This is a genomic window from Micromonospora sp. DT227, from assembly GCF_049841835.1.
GTDB lineage: Bacteria > Actinomycetota > Actinomycetes > Mycobacteriales > Micromonosporaceae > Micromonospora.
On sequence record NZ_JBNCLA010000004.1, the window covers coordinates 285889 to 301772 of the forward strand.

Annotated in this window: 14 protein-coding genes and 1 riboswitch; of the genes, 5 read left to right on the top strand and 9 right to left on the bottom strand. The window is 73.3% G+C overall.

Translation table 11 applies throughout. From position 1 onward, the window contains the following. Nucleotides 1–40: 40 nt before the first annotated feature. From ACLQ2W_RS16480 to ACLQ2W_RS16495, 4 genes are all read right to left on the bottom strand, one after another. Complete coding sequence (locus ACLQ2W_RS16480) at nucleotides 41–1720, bottom strand: glycosyl transferase family 1 (protein WP_425787177.1); 1680 nt, start codon at nucleotides 1718–1720, stop codon at nucleotides 41–43. Next, the gene (locus ACLQ2W_RS16485) at nucleotides 1717–2745 is read right to left on the bottom strand and encodes a Gfo/Idh/MocA family protein (protein ID WP_396770713.1); all 1029 of its coding nucleotides are present in this window, start codon (nucleotides 2743–2745) and stop codon (nucleotides 1717–1719) included. The genes ACLQ2W_RS16480 and ACLQ2W_RS16485 overlap by 4 nt, the downstream gene beginning before the upstream one ends. Continuing rightward, nucleotides 2742–3851 (bottom strand): DegT/DnrJ/EryC1/StrS family aminotransferase, encoded by a 1110-nt coding sequence (locus tag ACLQ2W_RS16490; RefSeq protein ID WP_107156659.1) that lies wholly within the window; start codon nucleotides 3849–3851, stop codon nucleotides 2742–2744. The genes ACLQ2W_RS16485 and ACLQ2W_RS16490 overlap by 4 nt, the downstream gene beginning before the upstream one ends. A gap of 130 nt (nucleotides 3852–3981) precedes the next feature. Then, complete coding sequence (locus tag ACLQ2W_RS16495; RefSeq protein WP_281934705.1) at nucleotides 3982–4614, bottom strand: TetR/AcrR family transcriptional regulator; 633 nt, start codon at nucleotides 4612–4614, stop codon at nucleotides 3982–3984. 155 nt (nucleotides 4615–4769) lie between these two features. Between ACLQ2W_RS16495 and ACLQ2W_RS16500 the strand changes: the two genes are divergently transcribed. The 4 genes from ACLQ2W_RS16500 (at nucleotide 4770) to ACLQ2W_RS16515 (ending at nucleotide 9757) form a co-directional block, all read left to right on the top strand. Then, nucleotides 4770–5672: an ABC transporter permease gene (locus ACLQ2W_RS16500; protein ID WP_107156657.1), complete on the top strand. Its 903-nt coding sequence runs from the start codon at nucleotides 4770–4772 to the stop codon at nucleotides 5670–5672. Further along, nucleotides 5665–6465 (top strand): ABC transporter ATP-binding protein, encoded by an 801-nt coding sequence (locus ACLQ2W_RS16505; protein ID WP_107156656.1) that lies wholly within the window; start codon nucleotides 5665–5667, stop codon nucleotides 6463–6465. Before ACLQ2W_RS16500 ends, ACLQ2W_RS16505 begins: the two co-directional genes overlap by 8 nt. Before the next feature lie 102 nt (nucleotides 6466–6567). Beyond that, complete coding sequence (locus ACLQ2W_RS16510) at nucleotides 6568–8067, top strand: D-ribitol-5-phosphate cytidylyltransferase (protein WP_405093419.1); 1500 nt, start codon at nucleotides 6568–6570, stop codon at nucleotides 8065–8067. Nucleotides 8068–8083: 16 nt separating this feature from the next. Beyond that, nucleotides 8084–9757 carry a CDP-glycerol glycerophosphotransferase family protein gene (locus ACLQ2W_RS16515; RefSeq protein ID WP_425787178.1) on the top strand — a complete coding sequence of 558 codons (1674 nt, stop codon included), beginning with the start codon at nucleotides 8084–8086 and terminating at the stop codon, nucleotides 9755–9757. On the opposite strand, the gene ACLQ2W_RS16520 is transcribed toward ACLQ2W_RS16515, so the two are convergent. Next, complete coding sequence (locus ACLQ2W_RS16520; RefSeq protein ID WP_425787179.1) at nucleotides 9754–10551, bottom strand: alpha/beta fold hydrolase; 798 nt, start codon at nucleotides 10549–10551, stop codon at nucleotides 9754–9756. The genes ACLQ2W_RS16515 and ACLQ2W_RS16520 overlap by 4 nt on opposite strands. Nucleotides 10552–11059: 508 nt before the next feature. Between ACLQ2W_RS16520 and ACLQ2W_RS16525 the strand changes: the two genes are divergently transcribed. Continuing rightward, entirely contained in the window at nucleotides 11060–11614 is a 555-nt protein-coding gene (locus ACLQ2W_RS16525; protein ID WP_425787180.1) for a hypothetical protein, read from the top strand. A 54-nt stretch (nucleotides 11615–11668) separates the two neighbouring features. On the opposite strand, the gene ACLQ2W_RS16530 is transcribed toward ACLQ2W_RS16525, so the two are convergent. From ACLQ2W_RS16530 to ACLQ2W_RS16545, 4 genes are all read right to left on the bottom strand, one after another. Next, nucleotides 11669–12529, bottom strand: a complete 861-nt coding sequence (locus tag ACLQ2W_RS16530; RefSeq protein ID WP_425787181.1) for a C39 family peptidase — start codon at nucleotides 12527–12529, stop codon at nucleotides 11669–11671. Between the two features lie 200 nt (nucleotides 12530–12729). Continuing rightward, nucleotides 12730–12869, bottom strand: a riboswitch (cyclic di-AMP (ydaO/yuaA leader). A 313-nt stretch (nucleotides 12870–13182) separates the two neighbouring features. Continuing rightward, a complete protein-coding gene (locus ACLQ2W_RS16535; RefSeq protein ID WP_425787182.1) occupies nucleotides 13183–13947 on the bottom strand; it encodes a hypothetical protein in 765 nt (254 codons plus the stop codon). A 148-nt stretch (nucleotides 13948–14095) separates the two neighbouring features. Then, on the bottom strand, nucleotides 14096–14509 hold the full coding sequence (locus ACLQ2W_RS16540) for a hypothetical protein (RefSeq protein WP_425787183.1): 414 nt from the start codon (nucleotides 14507–14509) through the stop codon (nucleotides 14096–14098). A 78-nt stretch (nucleotides 14510–14587) separates the two neighbouring features. Next, nucleotides 14588–15796: an acyltransferase family protein gene (locus tag ACLQ2W_RS16545; RefSeq protein WP_425787184.1), complete on the bottom strand. Its 1209-nt coding sequence runs from the start codon at nucleotides 15794–15796 to the stop codon at nucleotides 14588–14590. Between the last annotated feature and the right edge of the window lie 88 nt (nucleotides 15797–15884).

Here is a 15884-nt window from a genome sequence, read left to right on the forward strand (position 1 = left end):
GGGTGCTTCTCCTCGTTGACGGGGGCGGGCACGGGCGGGGCTATCGGAGGAAGGCGTCGAAGACCTCGGCGGTCCGTCGCCCGTCGTGGTGGTCACGGACGTAACGCGTGCCCTCCGCGGCGAGGGCGACCGCGGCGGGCCGGTCGTCGAGCAGCGACTCGATGGCCTTGACGAGGGTGTCGGGCGTGGCGTTGGCGATCGGCGGGCGGACGCCGGCGGCCCGGTGCGGGCCCTCGCTGACGTACGCCACGACGACCCTGCCGGCGGCCATCCCCTCGCAGGAGAAGGTGCCGTAGCTGCCCATCACGAGCTGGTCGACCACGATGTCGCAGTCCTGCACCTGGCGGCGCATCTCGTGGTGCGGCAGCCCCTCCACCAGGCGCAGTTCGATGACGTGGCGGTCGTGCAGCTCCTGCAACCGGGGCAGGAGCCGGTCGGTGCCCTTGGTCCACCGCTTCGACGGCGCGTGCAGCACCACCGGCCGGGCGCGTTCCAGCACCGGACGGTCGCAGGCCCAGTCGTCCACGTCGACGATCAGCGGCGCCCAGGTGGCGAACGGCACGTCGTCCAGCAGGTCGGGAGTGGTCACGAAGAACGGCAGGCCGCTCTCCTCGGCGGTGCGCCGGTTGCGTTCGGCCACCGTGGTGAGCCGCTCGCGCAGCTCGGGGTCGGCGTCCCGGAACGCGGACTCGGCGTGCCGTTCCAGGTGCGCGCCCGGATGGCGGATCTCGCTGCCGTGCGCCAGCAGCGCGACCTTGAGCCGGGCCCGGCGCAGCGCGGGCAGGTCGGCGGCGATGTCGTCGCCGTTGGCCCGGCCGAGCACCGGGCGGAACGCGTCCACGATCAGGTGCGTGTACCAGCCGAGCACCCGGCGTGCCTGCTCCGTCTGCACGTCGAGCCGGTGCTCGCCCGGGTAGTTGAGGTAACGGTCGGCCGGGTAGCGGTAGGTCTCCGGCGGCTTGGCCATCACCAGCTCGACGCCGACGTCCGTCCGGGCGGTGGTGAGCGCCACGGCCAGGGCGGAGAGCTGCCCGGCGTAGTTGGCGGTGCCCAGCCCCAACCGGACCGGACCGGTGCCGAGCGCCCGCCAGGGGCCCGGGGTGCCGGCCTCGATCGGCGCGACCGTGGGCCCGTCCGGCGCGGGTGGCCCGTCGTCGTGCTGCCGGGCCCGCTGCACCGCCTTCGCGAAGGAGGGCAGCGAGCCGGGTGCGAAGAGTTCGCCGGTCCCGTGTCGGGCCAGGTGCTCGCGGACCACCCGGCTGTCCGCCGCGACGATCCGCAGCCCGGCGGCGAGGTAGGTGTCCAGCAGCGCCAGGCCGGCGTCCGGGTCGAAGCCGAACACGGCCACGTCCGCCGAGGCGAGGAACGCGGCGGTCACCGCGCGTGGGCGTGGCACCTGGTGGATCCGGCGACGGGCCTTGCCGGCGCGGTCGACCAGGGCCCGGGCCGCCGTCCGCTCCGCCTCGTCGCAGACCAGCGCGAGGTGGAACTCGGGCAACCGGTCGAGCGTACGGAGCACCCCGTCCAGCGCCCGGTCCGCCGTGATCCCGCCGGCGTGCACCAGGAGCGGCGTGCCGGCGGGCAGCTCACACAGCTCGCGTACCGACGGGGTCTGGAAGGGCCGCGTGCCGGCGGCGGCCCGGCGGAGCGCGATGCGCCACCGCCGGGGGATCCGCCGCCGTACCGCCGAGACCGTCCGCCGCACCGGCGCGGGGCTCATCGCAGCGCCGGCTCCGCGTCGCTGCCGCTCGACACGACCGACACGACCTTGCCGTCGGACGCGGACTCCAGCAGCGCCGCCGCCACCTGCACGGTACGCAGACCCTGCCGCAGCGTGACGATGTCGCTCTGCTTGCCCTCGACCGCGTCGCGGAAGCGCTCGTGCTCGACCAGCAGCGGTTCCCGCTTCGGGATGGCGTAGCGGACCATGTCGCCCTCGGCCACGCCGCGGAACGCGCGCAGCGCCTCCCACTCGGTGTCGATGGCGGCGTTGGCGTAGAAGGTGAGGTCCGCGGTGAGCGTGTCGGCGACGAAGCAGCCCTTGTCGCCGGTGACCACGGTGGACCGCTCCTTGAGCGGGCTCAGCCAGTTGACCAGGTGGTTGACCATGGTGCCGTCGGCGAGCGTGCCGACCACGGCGACCATGTCCTCGTGCAGCCGGCCGCTGCGGGAGACCGTGCGGGCGGCGACCGAGGTGTATTCCTGGCCGGTCACCCAGGCGGTCAGGTCGATGTCGTGGGTGGCCAGGTCCATCACCACGCCGACGTCGGCGATGCGGTGCGGGAACGGGCCCTGCCGGCGGGTGACCACCTGGAAGACCTCGCCCAGCTCACCGGCCTCCAGCCGGGTACGCAGGCTCTGCAACGCCGGGTTGTAGCGCTCGATGTGGCCGACGCCGGCGACCAGCCCGGCCGTCTCGAACGCGTCGACCAGCTTGGTGGCCGCCTCGACGGACTGCGCGAGCGGCTTCTCGATCAGCGCGCAGACGCCGTTGGCGGCCAACTCCAGGCCGATCGACTCGTGCAGCGCGGTCGGGCAGGCGACCACCGCGTAGTCGACGCCCAGCGCCAGCAGGTCGCTCAGCTCGGCCACGACGGGCGCGCGCAGCGTGCCGGTCGTGTCACCGGCCGGGTCGACGATGCCGACCAGCTCGACGCCGTCCAGGTTGGACAGCACCCGGGCGTGGTTGCGGCCCATGGCGCCGAGGCCGATCAGCCCGGCGCGCAGCTTGCGTCCCCCGCTCATCGGGCACCGCCCGCGACGTTCGCGGCGTCGGCGATCCGCTCCAGCTCGGCCTGGCTCAGCGACGGGTGCACCGGCAGCGAGACCACCTCGGCGGCGGCCCGCTCGGTCTCCGGCAGCTCCCACGGGCCGGGCTGGCCGTCGGCGTTCAGGTAGGGCTTGAGCCGGTGGATCGGGGTCGGGTAGTAGACCGCGTTGCCGATGCCCAGCTCGGTGAGGCGGGCCTGGGCGGCGTCGCGGTCGCCGGTCACCCGCACCGTGTACTGGTGGTAGACGTGCTTCGCACCGTCGGCGACCGGCGGGGTGACCATGCCGGTGATCGCGGAGTCGAGGAACTTGGCGTTCGCGCGACGCTGCTCGGTCCACCCGGCGAGCTGGCCGAGCTGCACCCGGCCGATGGCGGCGGCCACGTCGGTCATCCGCATGTTGGCGCCGACGATCTCGTTGGCGTACCGCTGCTCCATGCCCTGGTTGCGCAGCAGCCGCAGCGTGCGGGCGAGCCCGGCGTCGGCGGTGGTGATCATGCCGCCCTCGAGGGAGTGCATGTTCTTGGTCGGGTAGAAGCTGAAACAGCCGGCGGTGCCGAACGCGCCGACCGGGGTGCCGTTCAGCTCGGCGCCGTGCGCCTGGGCGGCGTCCTCGACGACGGCCAGGCCGTGCTGCTGCGCGATCGCCATGATCCGGTCCATCGCGGCGGGGTGGCCGTAGAGGTGCACCGGCATGATGGCGACCGTCTTCGGGGTGATCGCGGCGGCGACCGCCTCCGGGTCGACGCAGAAGCTGCCCGGCTCGATGTCCACGAAGACCGGCTCGGCGCCGACCAGCCGGACCGCGTTGCCGCTGGCGGCGAACGAGAACGAGGGCACGATGATCTCGTCGCCCGGGCCGAAGCCGAGCGCCATCAGGGTGAGCTGGAGCGCGGACGTGCCGGAGTTGACGGCGACGCAGTGCCGGCCGGCGACCAGGTCGCCGAACTCCTCCTCGAACGCGGCGACCTCGGGGCCCTGCACCACCCGGCCGCTCCGCAGCACCCGGACAGCCGCCTCGATCTCGGCCTCGCCGATGATCGGTCGTGCTGGGGGAATGAACTCTGGATGCGGCCCGGCCATGGGGCTTCCTCCTGTCGACGCGTGACTGTGGGGGACGTTCGGGGGGATGGTAGCGGTCTGGACGGAAAACGCTGCGTTCGCGCTCAGTGTCCGACCGGATGTTCCGCGCTGTTCATGATCGACGGGTGACTCACACTTCCACCTCGTCGCGGGCAGGCCCCAAGCATGCTACCCGCAGCGCCGCGACGATCGCGGCGGCCATCCGGGGCACCTCGGCCGCTTCCAGCGGGGCCCGGGAGATGGCCATCCGCCAGTAGACCGGCCCGACGATCAGGTCGACCGCGGCCCGCCGGTCGGTGTCCGGGGACAGTTCGCCGCGCTCCACCGCCCGGCCGATCAGGATCCGGCCGACGGCCTGCTGGTAGTCGTCCAGCGCGGTCTGCAGCTTCTCGGCGATCTGGGGGTTGCGCGCCGCCTCGGCCAGCAGGTCCGGGATGATCTGCGCGGCCAGTCGGTGACGCAACGCACGCGCCATCACGTGCAGCAGGATCTCCAGGTCGCCCAGCAGGCTCCCGGTGTCCAGCAGCGGGATGTTCCGCCCGGCCACCGCGGAGACCATGTCCAGCACCAGGTCGAGCTTGGAACGCCACCGTCGGTAGATCGCGGTCTTGCTCACGCCGGCCCGGCGGGCCACCGCCTCGATCGAGAGGCGACCGTAGCCGACCTGGGCCAACTCCTGCATCACGGCGGTGCGGATGGCGCTGGTGATCTCGCCGCGCAGCACCGCCGCGCCGGCCGGGGCACGCCTCTTCTCGGTCGTCACGTGGGACAATGTAGCGCAACGACGGTACGGTTGCGTCCCGACGTTCGGTGGACTACCTTCCATGCAGCAGCGAGGCGGCTCCTCCCCGCCCGGCCACGCTGGATGTCTTCACCGCACTGCTCCCCATCGGCACGAAAAGATCGGAGCGCCTGACCATGGCCAACACCGCGGTGGCCGACCCCGAATCCGGACTGACCCGGGCCCAACTGGCCGGGCGGTACGGACTGCGGGTCGCCGGGGAACGACCGCCCCTGGGCGAGTACGCCCGCCGGCTCTGGGCGTACCGGCACTTCATGACCGCGTACTCGCGGGCGAAGGTCGCGTCCTCGCTGAGCAACACCCAGCTCGGCCAGCTCTGGCAGGTGCTGACCCCGCTGACCAACGCGGCGGTCTACTTCCTGATCTTCGGGCTGATCCTGGCCCAGCACCGGAACGTGAACAACTTCATCGCGTACCTGTGCACCGGTGTGTTCATCTTCATCTTCACCCAGACCGCGGCCACGAACGGCACCAGCGCCATCACCGGCAACCTGGGGCTGATCCGGGCGTTGCAGTTCCCGCGCGCCGCGCTGCCGATCACGGTCACCCTGGTGCAGCTCCAGCAGCTCCTCATGTCGATGGTGGTGCTGGCCGCGATCGTGCTGCTCACCGGCGAGCCGGTCACGTTCCGCTGGCTGCTGCTGCCCCCGATGCTGCTGCTCCAGACGATCTTCAACGTCGGGCTGAGCATGGTGATGGCCCGCCTCGGCTCCAAGGTCGCCGACCTCAAGCAGATCATGCCGTTCGTGATGCGCACCTGGCTGTACGCCTCCGGCGTGCTCTACCCGGTGGCGCTGCTGCGCGAGCACCTGCCGTCCTGGGCGGCCAGCATCCTGGAGTGGAACCCGCCGCTGGTCTTCATCGAGCTGGCCCGCTACGCGCTGCTCGACTCGCACCAGCCCAACATGGTGAGCTCCCCGCCGAAGCTCTGGGCGCTCGGCGTGTTCTGGGCGGTCGTCATGGGCGTCGGCGGGTTCGTCTACTTCTGGCGCGGAGAGAAGGAGTACGGCCGTGGCTGAGCAGACCCTGCCGGTGAACGCCGGCACCGTGACCGACTCGGGCCGCGTCCCCACCGTGGTGGTGGACGACGTGCACGTGATCTACCGGATCCACAAGGGCGCGGCCGGCGGCACCACCCCGGTCTCCGCGCTCAAGCGGATCGTCTCCCGCACCAAGGCGCCGAATATCCGCGAGGTGCACGCCGTCAAGGGGGTGAGCTTCACCGCGTACGAGGGTGAGGCCATCGGCCTGATCGGCAGCAACGGCTCCGGCAAGTCGACCCTGCTGCGGGCCATCGCCGGCCTGCTCCCGCCGGCCCGGGGCGCGGTCTACACGCAGGGCCAGCCGTCCCTGCTCGGCGTGAACGCCGCGCTGCTCAACGACCTCTCCGGCGAGCGGAACGTGGTGCTCGGCTGCCTGGCCATGGGCATGCCGCCGGAGGAGGTCAAGCGCATCGCCCCGGAGATCATCGAGTTCTCCGGGATCAACGAGCGCGGCGACTTCGCCTCGCTGCCGATGCGCACCTACTCCTCCGGCATGGGCGCCCGGCTGCGCTTCGCGATCTCGTCGGCGAAGAAGCACGACGTGCTGCTCATCGACGAGGCGCTGGCCACCGGCGACCGCAAGTTCCGGGTCCGCAGCGAGCAGCGGGTCCGGGAGCTGCGCGACAGTGCCGGCACCGTGTTCCTGGTCAGCCACTCGATCGGCTCGATCCGGGACACCTGCGAGCGGACCATCTGGCTGGAGAGCGGCGTCCTGCGGATGGACGGCCCCACCCAGGAGGTCTGCGACGCCTACGAGAACCAGAAGTAACCCGCCGGAGCGCACCGACCCGGGATCGGTCCGGGCGGTGCGCTCCGTCGTACGCGTTAAGGTTTCCGGACCCATCCCCTTCACCCAGAGTGAGGTACGGCAATGACGCAGGACCACACCACCGCACCGGACGCCGCGCCGGCGAGCCCGGCACCCTGGCGCCCCACGCGTACGGTGGCCGTGATCCTCGCCGGGGGCACCGGGACCCGCCTCGGTCTGGGCATCCCGAAGCAGCTCCTGAAGATCGCCGGCAAGCCGATCATCGAGCACACGCTTGCCGTCTTCGAGGCCGCGCCGGAGATCGACGAGATCATCGTGCTGATGGCCACCGGCCACGTGCCGGACGCCGAACGGATCGTCGCCGGCGCCGGCTTCCGCAAGGTCACCAAGGTGATCGAGGGCGGCGAGACGCGCAACGACACCACCCGGATCGCGCTCGACGCGGTCGGCGAGGGCGACGTCAACATCCTCTTCCATGACGCGGTCCGCCCGCTGGTCAGCGCGCGGATCGTGCGCGAGTGTGTGAACGCGCTCTGGAGCTACTCGGCGGTCGACGTGGCCATCCCGTCCGCCGACACGATCGTCCAGGTCGACGCGGACGACTGCATCACCGACATCCCGGTCCGGTCCCGGCTGCGCCGCGGCCAGACCCCGCAGGCGTTCCGCTCCGGCACCATCCGGGAGGCGTACCGGCGGGCCGAGGGCGACCCCGACTTCGCCGCCACCGACGACTGCGGTGTGGTGCTGCGCTACCTGCCCGGCACGCCGATCAAGGTGATCGACGGCTCGGACGAGAACATCAAGGTCACCCACCCGGTGGACGTGCACCTGGCCGACAAGCTGTTCCAACTCGCCGCCGCCCAGGCGCCCCGGCTCAGCCACCGCGGCTACGCCGAGGAGCTGACCGGCCGGACCATCGTGGTCTTCGGCGGCAGCTACGGCATCGGGCACGACCTCACCGAGCTGGCCCGCCGCTACGGCGCCCAGGTCTTCCCGTTCAGCCGGTCCAGCACCGGCACGCACGTGGAGCGCGCCGAGGACGTGGCCGCCGCGCTGAAGACCGCGTTCGAGGCGACCGGCCGGATCGACCACGTGGTGGTCACCGCCGGCATCCTGGAGAAGGGCGCGCTCGCCGAGATGGACGACGAGACGATGGACCGGCTCCTGCACGTCAACTTCGTCGGCCCGGTCACCATCGCCCGCCAGTCGCTGCCGTACCTCCAGCAGACCAAGGGGCAGTTGCTGCTCTACACGTCCAGCTCCTACACCCGGGGCCGGGCCCGGTACGCGCTCTACTCGGCCACCAAGGCCGCGCTGGTCAACCTCACCCAGGCGCTCGCCGACGAGTGGGCGGAGTTCGGCGTACGGGTCAACTGCGTCAACCCGGAACGCACCGCCACCCCGATGCGGACCAAGGCGTTCGGCGAGGAGCCGGAGCACACGCTGCTCGCCTCCGAGGCGGTCGCCCAGGCCTCCCTGGACGTGCTGATCTCCGAACTGACCGGTCAGGTGGTCGACGTCCGCCGGGCACCCGGCGAGCCGGTGGCCGACGTGCCGGCGCAGCCCGGCGCGCAGCGGTCCGAACTGTCCACCCGCGCCTGACCCGAGGGACGTGCAGATGCGTGGTGACCTGGTCCGGAAGCTGCTCGCCCGGGTACTGACCAGCGGGCTGGCGGTGCTGGCGTTCCTCGTCGTGGCGCTCACCGGCGCCACCGGCGCCGGCCTGGCGCTGGCGGTCGCCGCGCTGGCCGCCGCCGCCTGGGAGCGCCGGGTCCGGCCCAGCGCCGACGGGCTCGTCGAGACGGTGCTGGTGGCCGCCGGGATCCTGGTCGGCTACGCCCGCCGGGCCGACGACGGGTTCGATCCGGCGCTGGCCGCCACCGCGCTGGTCCTGCTCGGCCTGGTGCTGCTGGTCGGCCCGCTGCGGCAGGCCGGCGCGCTGGAGATCCGGGCGGCGAACCTGCCGGTCCGCTCCTGGACGCCGCTGGTCGCCGCTCGGCTCGGCGACGCCCTGCTGGTGCTGCTCGCCCTTGTGGCGCTCGCCGCCGCGTGGCCGCTGCCGGCCTGGCTGCCGCTGGCCGCCACGCTGCTGGTCGGCGCCGGCTGCGCCGCGATCGCGTTCGACCTCGCCCGGCGCCGGTTCCGGCCGCCGGCCGGGGGCGGTCCGGTCGGCCGGGCGCTGCGTCGGCAGCAGCCGGAGTTCGTGCTGCACTTCTCCGCCCCGCCCGGGTCGGAGTACCAGGTCACCATGTGGCTGCCCTACCTGGAGCGGATCGGCCGGCCGTTCCTGGTGGTGGTGCGCGAGCCGGAGTTCCTGTCCACCGTGGCCGCCGCCACCCGCGCGCCGGTGGTCCTCTGCCCCACCCTGAAGGCGCTCGACGAGGCGCTGGTGCCCAGCCTGCGGGCGGCGTTCTACGTCAACCACGGCGCGAAGAACGCCCACGTGATCCGGTTCCACCAGCTCACCCACGTGCAGTTGCACCACGGCGACAGCGACAAGGCGCCCAGCGCCAACCCGGTGTCGGCGATCTTCGACAAGATCTTCGTGGCCGGCCAGGCCGCGATCGACAGGTACGCCCGCGCCGGCGTGGAGATCCCCGCCGAGAAGTTCGTCGTGGTCGGCCGCCCCCAGGTCGAGGCCATCGAGGTACGCGGGGAGCCGAGGCCGGCGTCGGCGCACCCGACCGTCCTCTACACCCCGACCTGGACCGGGCACCACGCCGACGCCAACTACTGTTCGCTGCCGGTGGCCGAGACGCTGATCCGCCGGCTGATCGACCGCGGCGCGGCGGTGATCCTGCGCGCCCACCCGTACACCGACCGGAACCCGGCCTCGGCGCGACAGCTCGCCCGGCTCACCGAACTGCTCGCCGCCGACAAGGCGAAGACCGGCCGGCCGCACCTGTGGGGCGCGGCGGCGGCCCGGGAGCTGACGCTCACCGAGTGCGTCAACCGCGCCGACGCGCTGGTCTCCGACGTCTCCGGGGTCATCTCCGACTGGCTCTACTCCGGCAAGCCGTACGCGGTCACCGACACCGGCGCCGACGGTGCGCACTTCGTCGAGCGGTTCCCGCTCGCGGCCTCCGGCTACGTGCTGCGCCGCGACATGTCCAACGTGGACGACGTGCTCACCGCGCTGCTCGACACCGACCCGAAGGCCCCCGAGCGCTGGACGGCCCGGACCCGCTACCTGGGCGACTTCCCCGCCGACGGCTACGCCGAGGCGTTCCTCACCGCCGCCCGCCGCGAGCTGGAACCGGACTGGGCCGTCCCGGCGCCGCGTCCGGCCTAGAGATAGGGGTCGAGCAGGGCGAGCACCGCAGCCGGGTCCTCGACGTGGGCATGGTGGCCCAACCCGGGCAGGGTGGCCACCGGCACGCCGCACGCCGTGAGCTGCGCGTCCGTCACCATCGGATCCGTCTCGCCGCGCGCCAGCAGCACCGGCGCGTCGGCGGCGGCCAGCAGGGCGGGCATGTCGGGCTCACCCACCGCGAACGCGGCCGGATCCATGGCCAGCCGCCACCGTCCACCGCCCCGCTCGTCGCCGCCGGGGTGGCTCCGGTGCCCGCGGCCGTCCTCCCGCCGCAGCCCCGCGTCGACCACCGGGTGGCCGGGGGCGAACAGGCCGGCCAGCCCGGAGACCCGCAGGTAGCGGCGGGCCGCCTCGTCCCGGGTGGCGAACCAGGTCACCGGCCGGGCCGCCAACTCGTCCGCCTTGGCCAGTTCGGCCGGTGACCAGACCACCTTGATGCCCAGCCCGACCACCGCGTCGACCGGCAGGCCCCGCTGCCGCGCGGCGAGCGACAGCGCCACCACGCCACCGAGCGAGTGCCCGAGCAGCACCAGCCGGTCGTGCGGGCCGAGCCGGAGCGCGTCGAGCCCGTCCGCCACGCGCTGCGCCAGGGCCGCGAACGAGTACCCGGCCCCCGGCAACGGCGGTGACCAGCCGTGGCCGGCCAGGTCGGGGGCGAGCCAACGCCCCTGCCAGCGACGCTCCAGCAGCGGCGCCCAGGGCAACCACACCTCGCCGGTGGCGCCCATGCCGTGCAGGAGCACCAGGTGGCGGGTCCCCGTCGTATCGCCCATACGCCGCAGTCTGCCACCGCACAGACACCCCGCGCGAGACCACGCATGCCGGCACCGCCCGGGCGAATGGAACGCGGTGATTGCCCTCGGCGGTGTCGACGCGTCGGGCAGCCGGACGTTGCCTGCGCTCGCAGCGCTACAAACTTGATGGCGTGGACGGGTCGCCGTCCTGACCCGTCCACGCCATCAAGTTCGCAGGCTCTGGAGCACTGACTGTCCGCACCGACATGCACAGCGTTCCAGGGCCTCACTGGGTGGGTTGTCCGGTTCGGCGGTGATGGGCGGCATGCTGGCGGCGGAATCGTCGACGGGGTCGCGGCGTTGTAGACGGGTGCACGGCCGAGGAAGGCAAGCGCCCGCCAGCCCCTGGGAATGACGGTGGGACCCCGGTCGTTACACACACTCCCGGCGCCGCGACGAGGCCCCCGCCCCGCGAGCAGCCATTCTTCTTGAGCGCCTGACGGTGCCCGCACCCCCCGGTGCGTTGACCCCCGAATGGAGCCCCCTCATGAACACGATGCTGCGTAAGAGCGTTCTGGGTATTGCTGGTCTGGCTTTCACCGGTGGTGTGTTCGCCGGTCCGATCGCCGGTCACGTCGAGTCCGCGCACGCCGCCACGGCCGCGAAGCCGGTTGCGGTCGCCAGCGTGCAGGGTGAGCAGTCCACGATCAGCCTGAACGACGAGCAGACCGCCAACGTCAAGGCGATCATCGCCGCGACGAAGAAGGCCGGCCTGCCGGAGCGGGCTGCGGTGGTTTCGATCGCGACGGCGTTGCAGGAGTCGAAGCTGGAGAACCTGGGCCACCTCGGCGACCGCAATGACCACGACTCGCTGGGCCTGTTCCAGCAGCGCCCGTCCTCGGGCTGGGGCACCCCGGAGCAGATCACCGACCCCGAGTACTCGACCCTCGCCTTCCTGAAGGGGTTGAAGCAGGTTGACGGCTGGCAGGACATGCCGGTGACCAAGGCCGCGCAGACCGTGCAGGTGTCCGCCTACCCGGACGCGTACGCGCAGTGGGAGAAGCAGGCCACCGACCTCGTCGGCAAGCACTGGAACAGCTGAGACAGCGCGAAGGCCGGCACCCCGCACGGGGTGCCGGCCTTCGACGCGTACTCCTCAGGCGGAGTAGCCGCGCGTGGCCATCCAGTTCGCCAGGTCGATGGTGCTGATCCAGTACGACGGCAGCGACGGGTCGGCCGAGTCGGCGATCCGTACGGTCCGGCCGTCGTTCTGGTAGCCGACCACGGCGATGTAGTGGCCGCCCGGGAACGAGTGCCAGCCGCCGTTGGTGTCGGTGGCGTCCCCGACGATGTTCGAGACCACCGCCCGGCCGTTGCGGACCGCGTTGACCACGTCGGCCTGGAGCCGGTCGATCTGCGCCTTGGTGGCCGTGCCGGGGATCGTGCGGGTCCGGTACGGGTCGCCCTTGACCTGCTGGTTGAGCACCCGGGTGGTGTCCTCGGCCGAGTTGGTGCCCATCTCGGTGGTACCGAGCGCGACGGCGAGCGTGTCCTGGCTGCGCTCGATGCCGGCGGCGCTGAGCGCGTTCCGCACCGCGGCCGGGCCACAGTAGTAGTAGGTGGTCTGCGCCTGGTAGTCGTAGTCGAGCACCTTGCTCGACGGCGGCTTCGGCGTGGCCTTGCGGGTGGTGTCCGGGTCGGCGACCTTCGCCGACGGCGAGGCCGTGGGCGAGGTGCTGGGCGAGCGGCGGGGCGACGCGCTGGACGACGCGCTCGGCGAGGCGCTCGGCGACGGGACGGCGAGGCGCGCCTCGCTGCGGCTGGCGGTGTCGCCGAGGCGGGAGCCGAGTTCCGCCACCGCGGCGGTGTTCTCCTGCCGGGTCGGCGCGTCGTCGGTGGCGGTCAGCGCGGCGCCGGTGCCGCCGGCCAGCACGAGGGCCGCCGCCGAACCGGCGATGATCTGGTACGGACGCTCGGTCGCGAGGCGACGCAGGTGGCGCTTCAGGTGGTACTTCACGGGTTTCCTCCACGGGGTGGGCGGCACGAGCCGACCCCGCGCGTGGAGGAACTCACACGCGCTGGCGGGCGGGACGGCCGCGGGAAGTCGCCCGGATGCCGGGCGGGACGGGGTCGGAAGCGCGTCGCGTCAGGCGAGCGCCGGCACCCCGGGGCCGTGGAGGCGGGGAGACGTTCGGGGGGTGGTGGGCACGGGAATGGAACTCCTTCCGTGGCCGCCGACCGGGTTAGCTGACGGATTCGGGCGGGAAGTACGCCCTACCGCGGCCGTGGGCTCGCGGATTCACCCCGGTGTTGCGTTGGGTCCCCGGTTCGTATGCACGATTAGGCGGGTCGGCGCGGCGTCGCCATCTGCGATCGGGAACCGCACCGGACGCGCCGACACTACCGGCGGGTACACGCCCTGCCAAGCGCTCTCACCTGCTTAAACGTCCTCGACGACTACGGATTCGGAACAGCCGGTCACCGACCTCCCTCAATGGGACAAGCGGCCACGTCGGCGCCGTGCGGCAGGAAGCGGACATCCGACCGACGGAGAATCGGGCAGCGGGCGCAGCAGGGGCCATCGATCCGGCCGGTCGCCGGCGGTCGGCACCGGTGACCGGCCTCACCGGTTTCGGGTAACGATTCGGTCGACGTGCTTCCCGGGGCCGCTCAGCCGACGCGGGCCGGACGCCACCGGGCCCCCCGCACCGCCGACGGGACCGGGACGCGGCTCACCGTCGAGACGCGGGACGTGGGCACCGGCCGCAGCGCCGTGGCCGCCGCGTACGCCTCGGCGGCGAGCGTCCGGGCCGCCTCGGCGGCCAGTTCGGCGTCCCGCCACGCCAGGCGTTCCCGCTCGGCGGCCGTCTCCCAGCCGGCCCGCCGCCCGTCGCGGACGGTCCGGGCCAGCACGATCTCCTGCTCGGCCGGGTGCCGGCGCGGGTCCCACCCGTTGCGGCGGGCCAGCACGTCGGCGAGCTGGCGGGCGGTCAACTCCCCCCGCCAGTGCGCCGTCATGGCGGCGTGGTGCAGCCAGCGTTCGCGCGCCGCGTACTCGGCGGGGGTGCGGGGGGTGTGCGGGGCGGGCAGCGCGCCGGCGCCGGCCAGGCGGCGGGCGGCGGCGTCCGCCTCGTCGTAGGCGGTCCAGGCCCGGTCGGCCTCGCTCTGGGCGGCCAGCCACTGCTCGCGACGGCGACGGGCGGTCTGCGCGGCCCCGGCGGCGGCCACCGCCACCTCGTCGGCGTACCGGGCCAGGTCGGCGCGGTGGAGCACCTCCGCGTCGACCGGTTCGGGTGCCGGCTCACCCGCGCCGTCGCGTTCCGGTCGGGCGACCAGCACGGCGAGCAGGACGAGGGCGAGCACGGTCAGCGCCGACCAGATGGCGGCGGCCTCGGGGACGGCGGTGAGGAAATTGAGGAGAACGGTCTGCGACATGGTCGGCACCTCACGGGAGACAGTGGCGGGTAACTCCGCACGGCCGGTCGGAGGCGGGGCGCGGCCGGAGTTCGGGCGCCGCCGGGCCGCCGAGGGGCGGTGCGGGTGAGGTTCGGTGGGCGCGGTCACGGGCCGGGCCCGTGGCGGGTCAGCGGGCGGGCGGGGCCCGCGGACCGGCCGGGGCCGGCGGCTGGCCGACCGGGAACGGGTGCCGCCCGGTCGGGGGCGGGACATCGCCCACCGGCTGCGGCTCGGGAACGCCGACGCGGCTCCGCTGCCGATCGACGACGGGGACGCCCTGCCGCTCGACGACAGTGTCGCCCTGCCGCTCGACGACAGTGTCGCCCTGCCGCTCGGTGACACGGCCGTTCGGCCGTTCGGCGGCGGCGTCGGCCCGCAACCCGGCGACCGGGCCGGCCGCCGCGGGTGCGATCGGGGACACGCCGGTCGGCAGCGTGGCGGCGCCCAGCGAACAGGCGACGACCACGGCCAGGCTGGCCAGCATCCGTGCGACCCAGCGCGCCACCCACCACACGGGACAGGTGAGCGCGATCGGAGCCACGGGAACAAATTACCGCCGATCCGGGCACGGCGCATCGCCGCCCGGCGTGTCGCGACGCCGTTGACCAGGGTGGACCGCTCAGTCCGGCCGGCGCCGCCCGGCGTACTCGATCGACGGGTCCGGCTCACCGGCGGACGCCGCGCCGGTGTCGTCGGCGGCCGCGCGCGGCGCGGGCACGCCCGGTGCCGGCGCGGCGGCGGCCGGACCGCCGCGGGCCCGGCGCGACGGGCCGAGGCGGCGCATCATCGGCTCCTCCACCCAGCGGTGCAGCACGGCGGCGAGCGCCAGGGTGAGCAGCAGGAAGCCGAGCACCGCGAGCGGGCCCCGCCACCCGGGCAGCCCGGTCCCCCAGTCCCCGGTGAGCCGCAGCACGGTCACCATGACCAGCACGTGGACCAGGTAGAACGCGAACGAGACCTCACCGAGCCAGAGCATCGGCCGGGACCGCCACGGGGTCCGCCGGCCCCGCACGTCGGCGTCCGCCGCCGCGGTGATGACCAGCAGGTACGCGACGGCGAGCAACGCCGCCCAGAACTCGGCCCGGATCCACAGCGCGGCGGCCACCCAGGTGGCGACGAAGGCCAGGCTGGCCGTGGTCAGCCCGGGGCCACGCCAGCGGTGGCGGCGCATCAGCTCGGCCGCCGCCGCCCCCATCCAGAACTCGAACGAGCGGGTGACCGGGAAGATCTGCGTGAACCACCACCGCTGCTCCTCGGGCACCAGGTGCTGCCCCGGCCAGAGCGCCAGGATGAGCAGCGGCGCGGCGACCAGCACGGCCCGGAGCACGCCGGTACGCGCCCGGCGCAGCCACGGCACCACCAGCGGCAGGCACAGGTAGAAGGCCAGCTCGCAGGAGAGCGACCAGCTCACGTTGTTGATGCTGTAGAAGTAGCCGTTGAGCGGGATCCACGCCTGGACCAGGAACAGGTTCCCGATCGCGGCCCACGGCAGCACCGGGTCGGCGAACCAGGCCGCCACGGCCAGCGCCGCCAGGAACGTCACCACGTGGTTCGGGTAGATCTTGGCCGCCCGGCGGCGCAGGAACGTCCACCCCGACTCGCCGTCCCGGTACGACCAGACGAGCACGAAGCCACTGAGGATGAAGAAGAACTCGACGCCGGAGAGCCCGAGGCTGAAGACCTTGCCCATCACCGCCTGCCACTGCGGCTCGGCGATGATCCGCATGGTGCCCGCGTGGAAGCCGAAGACCAGCAGGGCCCCGATCCACCGCAGCCCGGTCAGCGACGGCAGACGCGGAGCACGGGTGGTGGTCGGGGCGCTGGTCATCCCGGGCACCTTACCGGGTGGCCGGGGGCGCGTTCCGGCACGGCGACGTCCGGGCCGGTCCCGGCGGGCGGCGGATAGGATTTCCGTT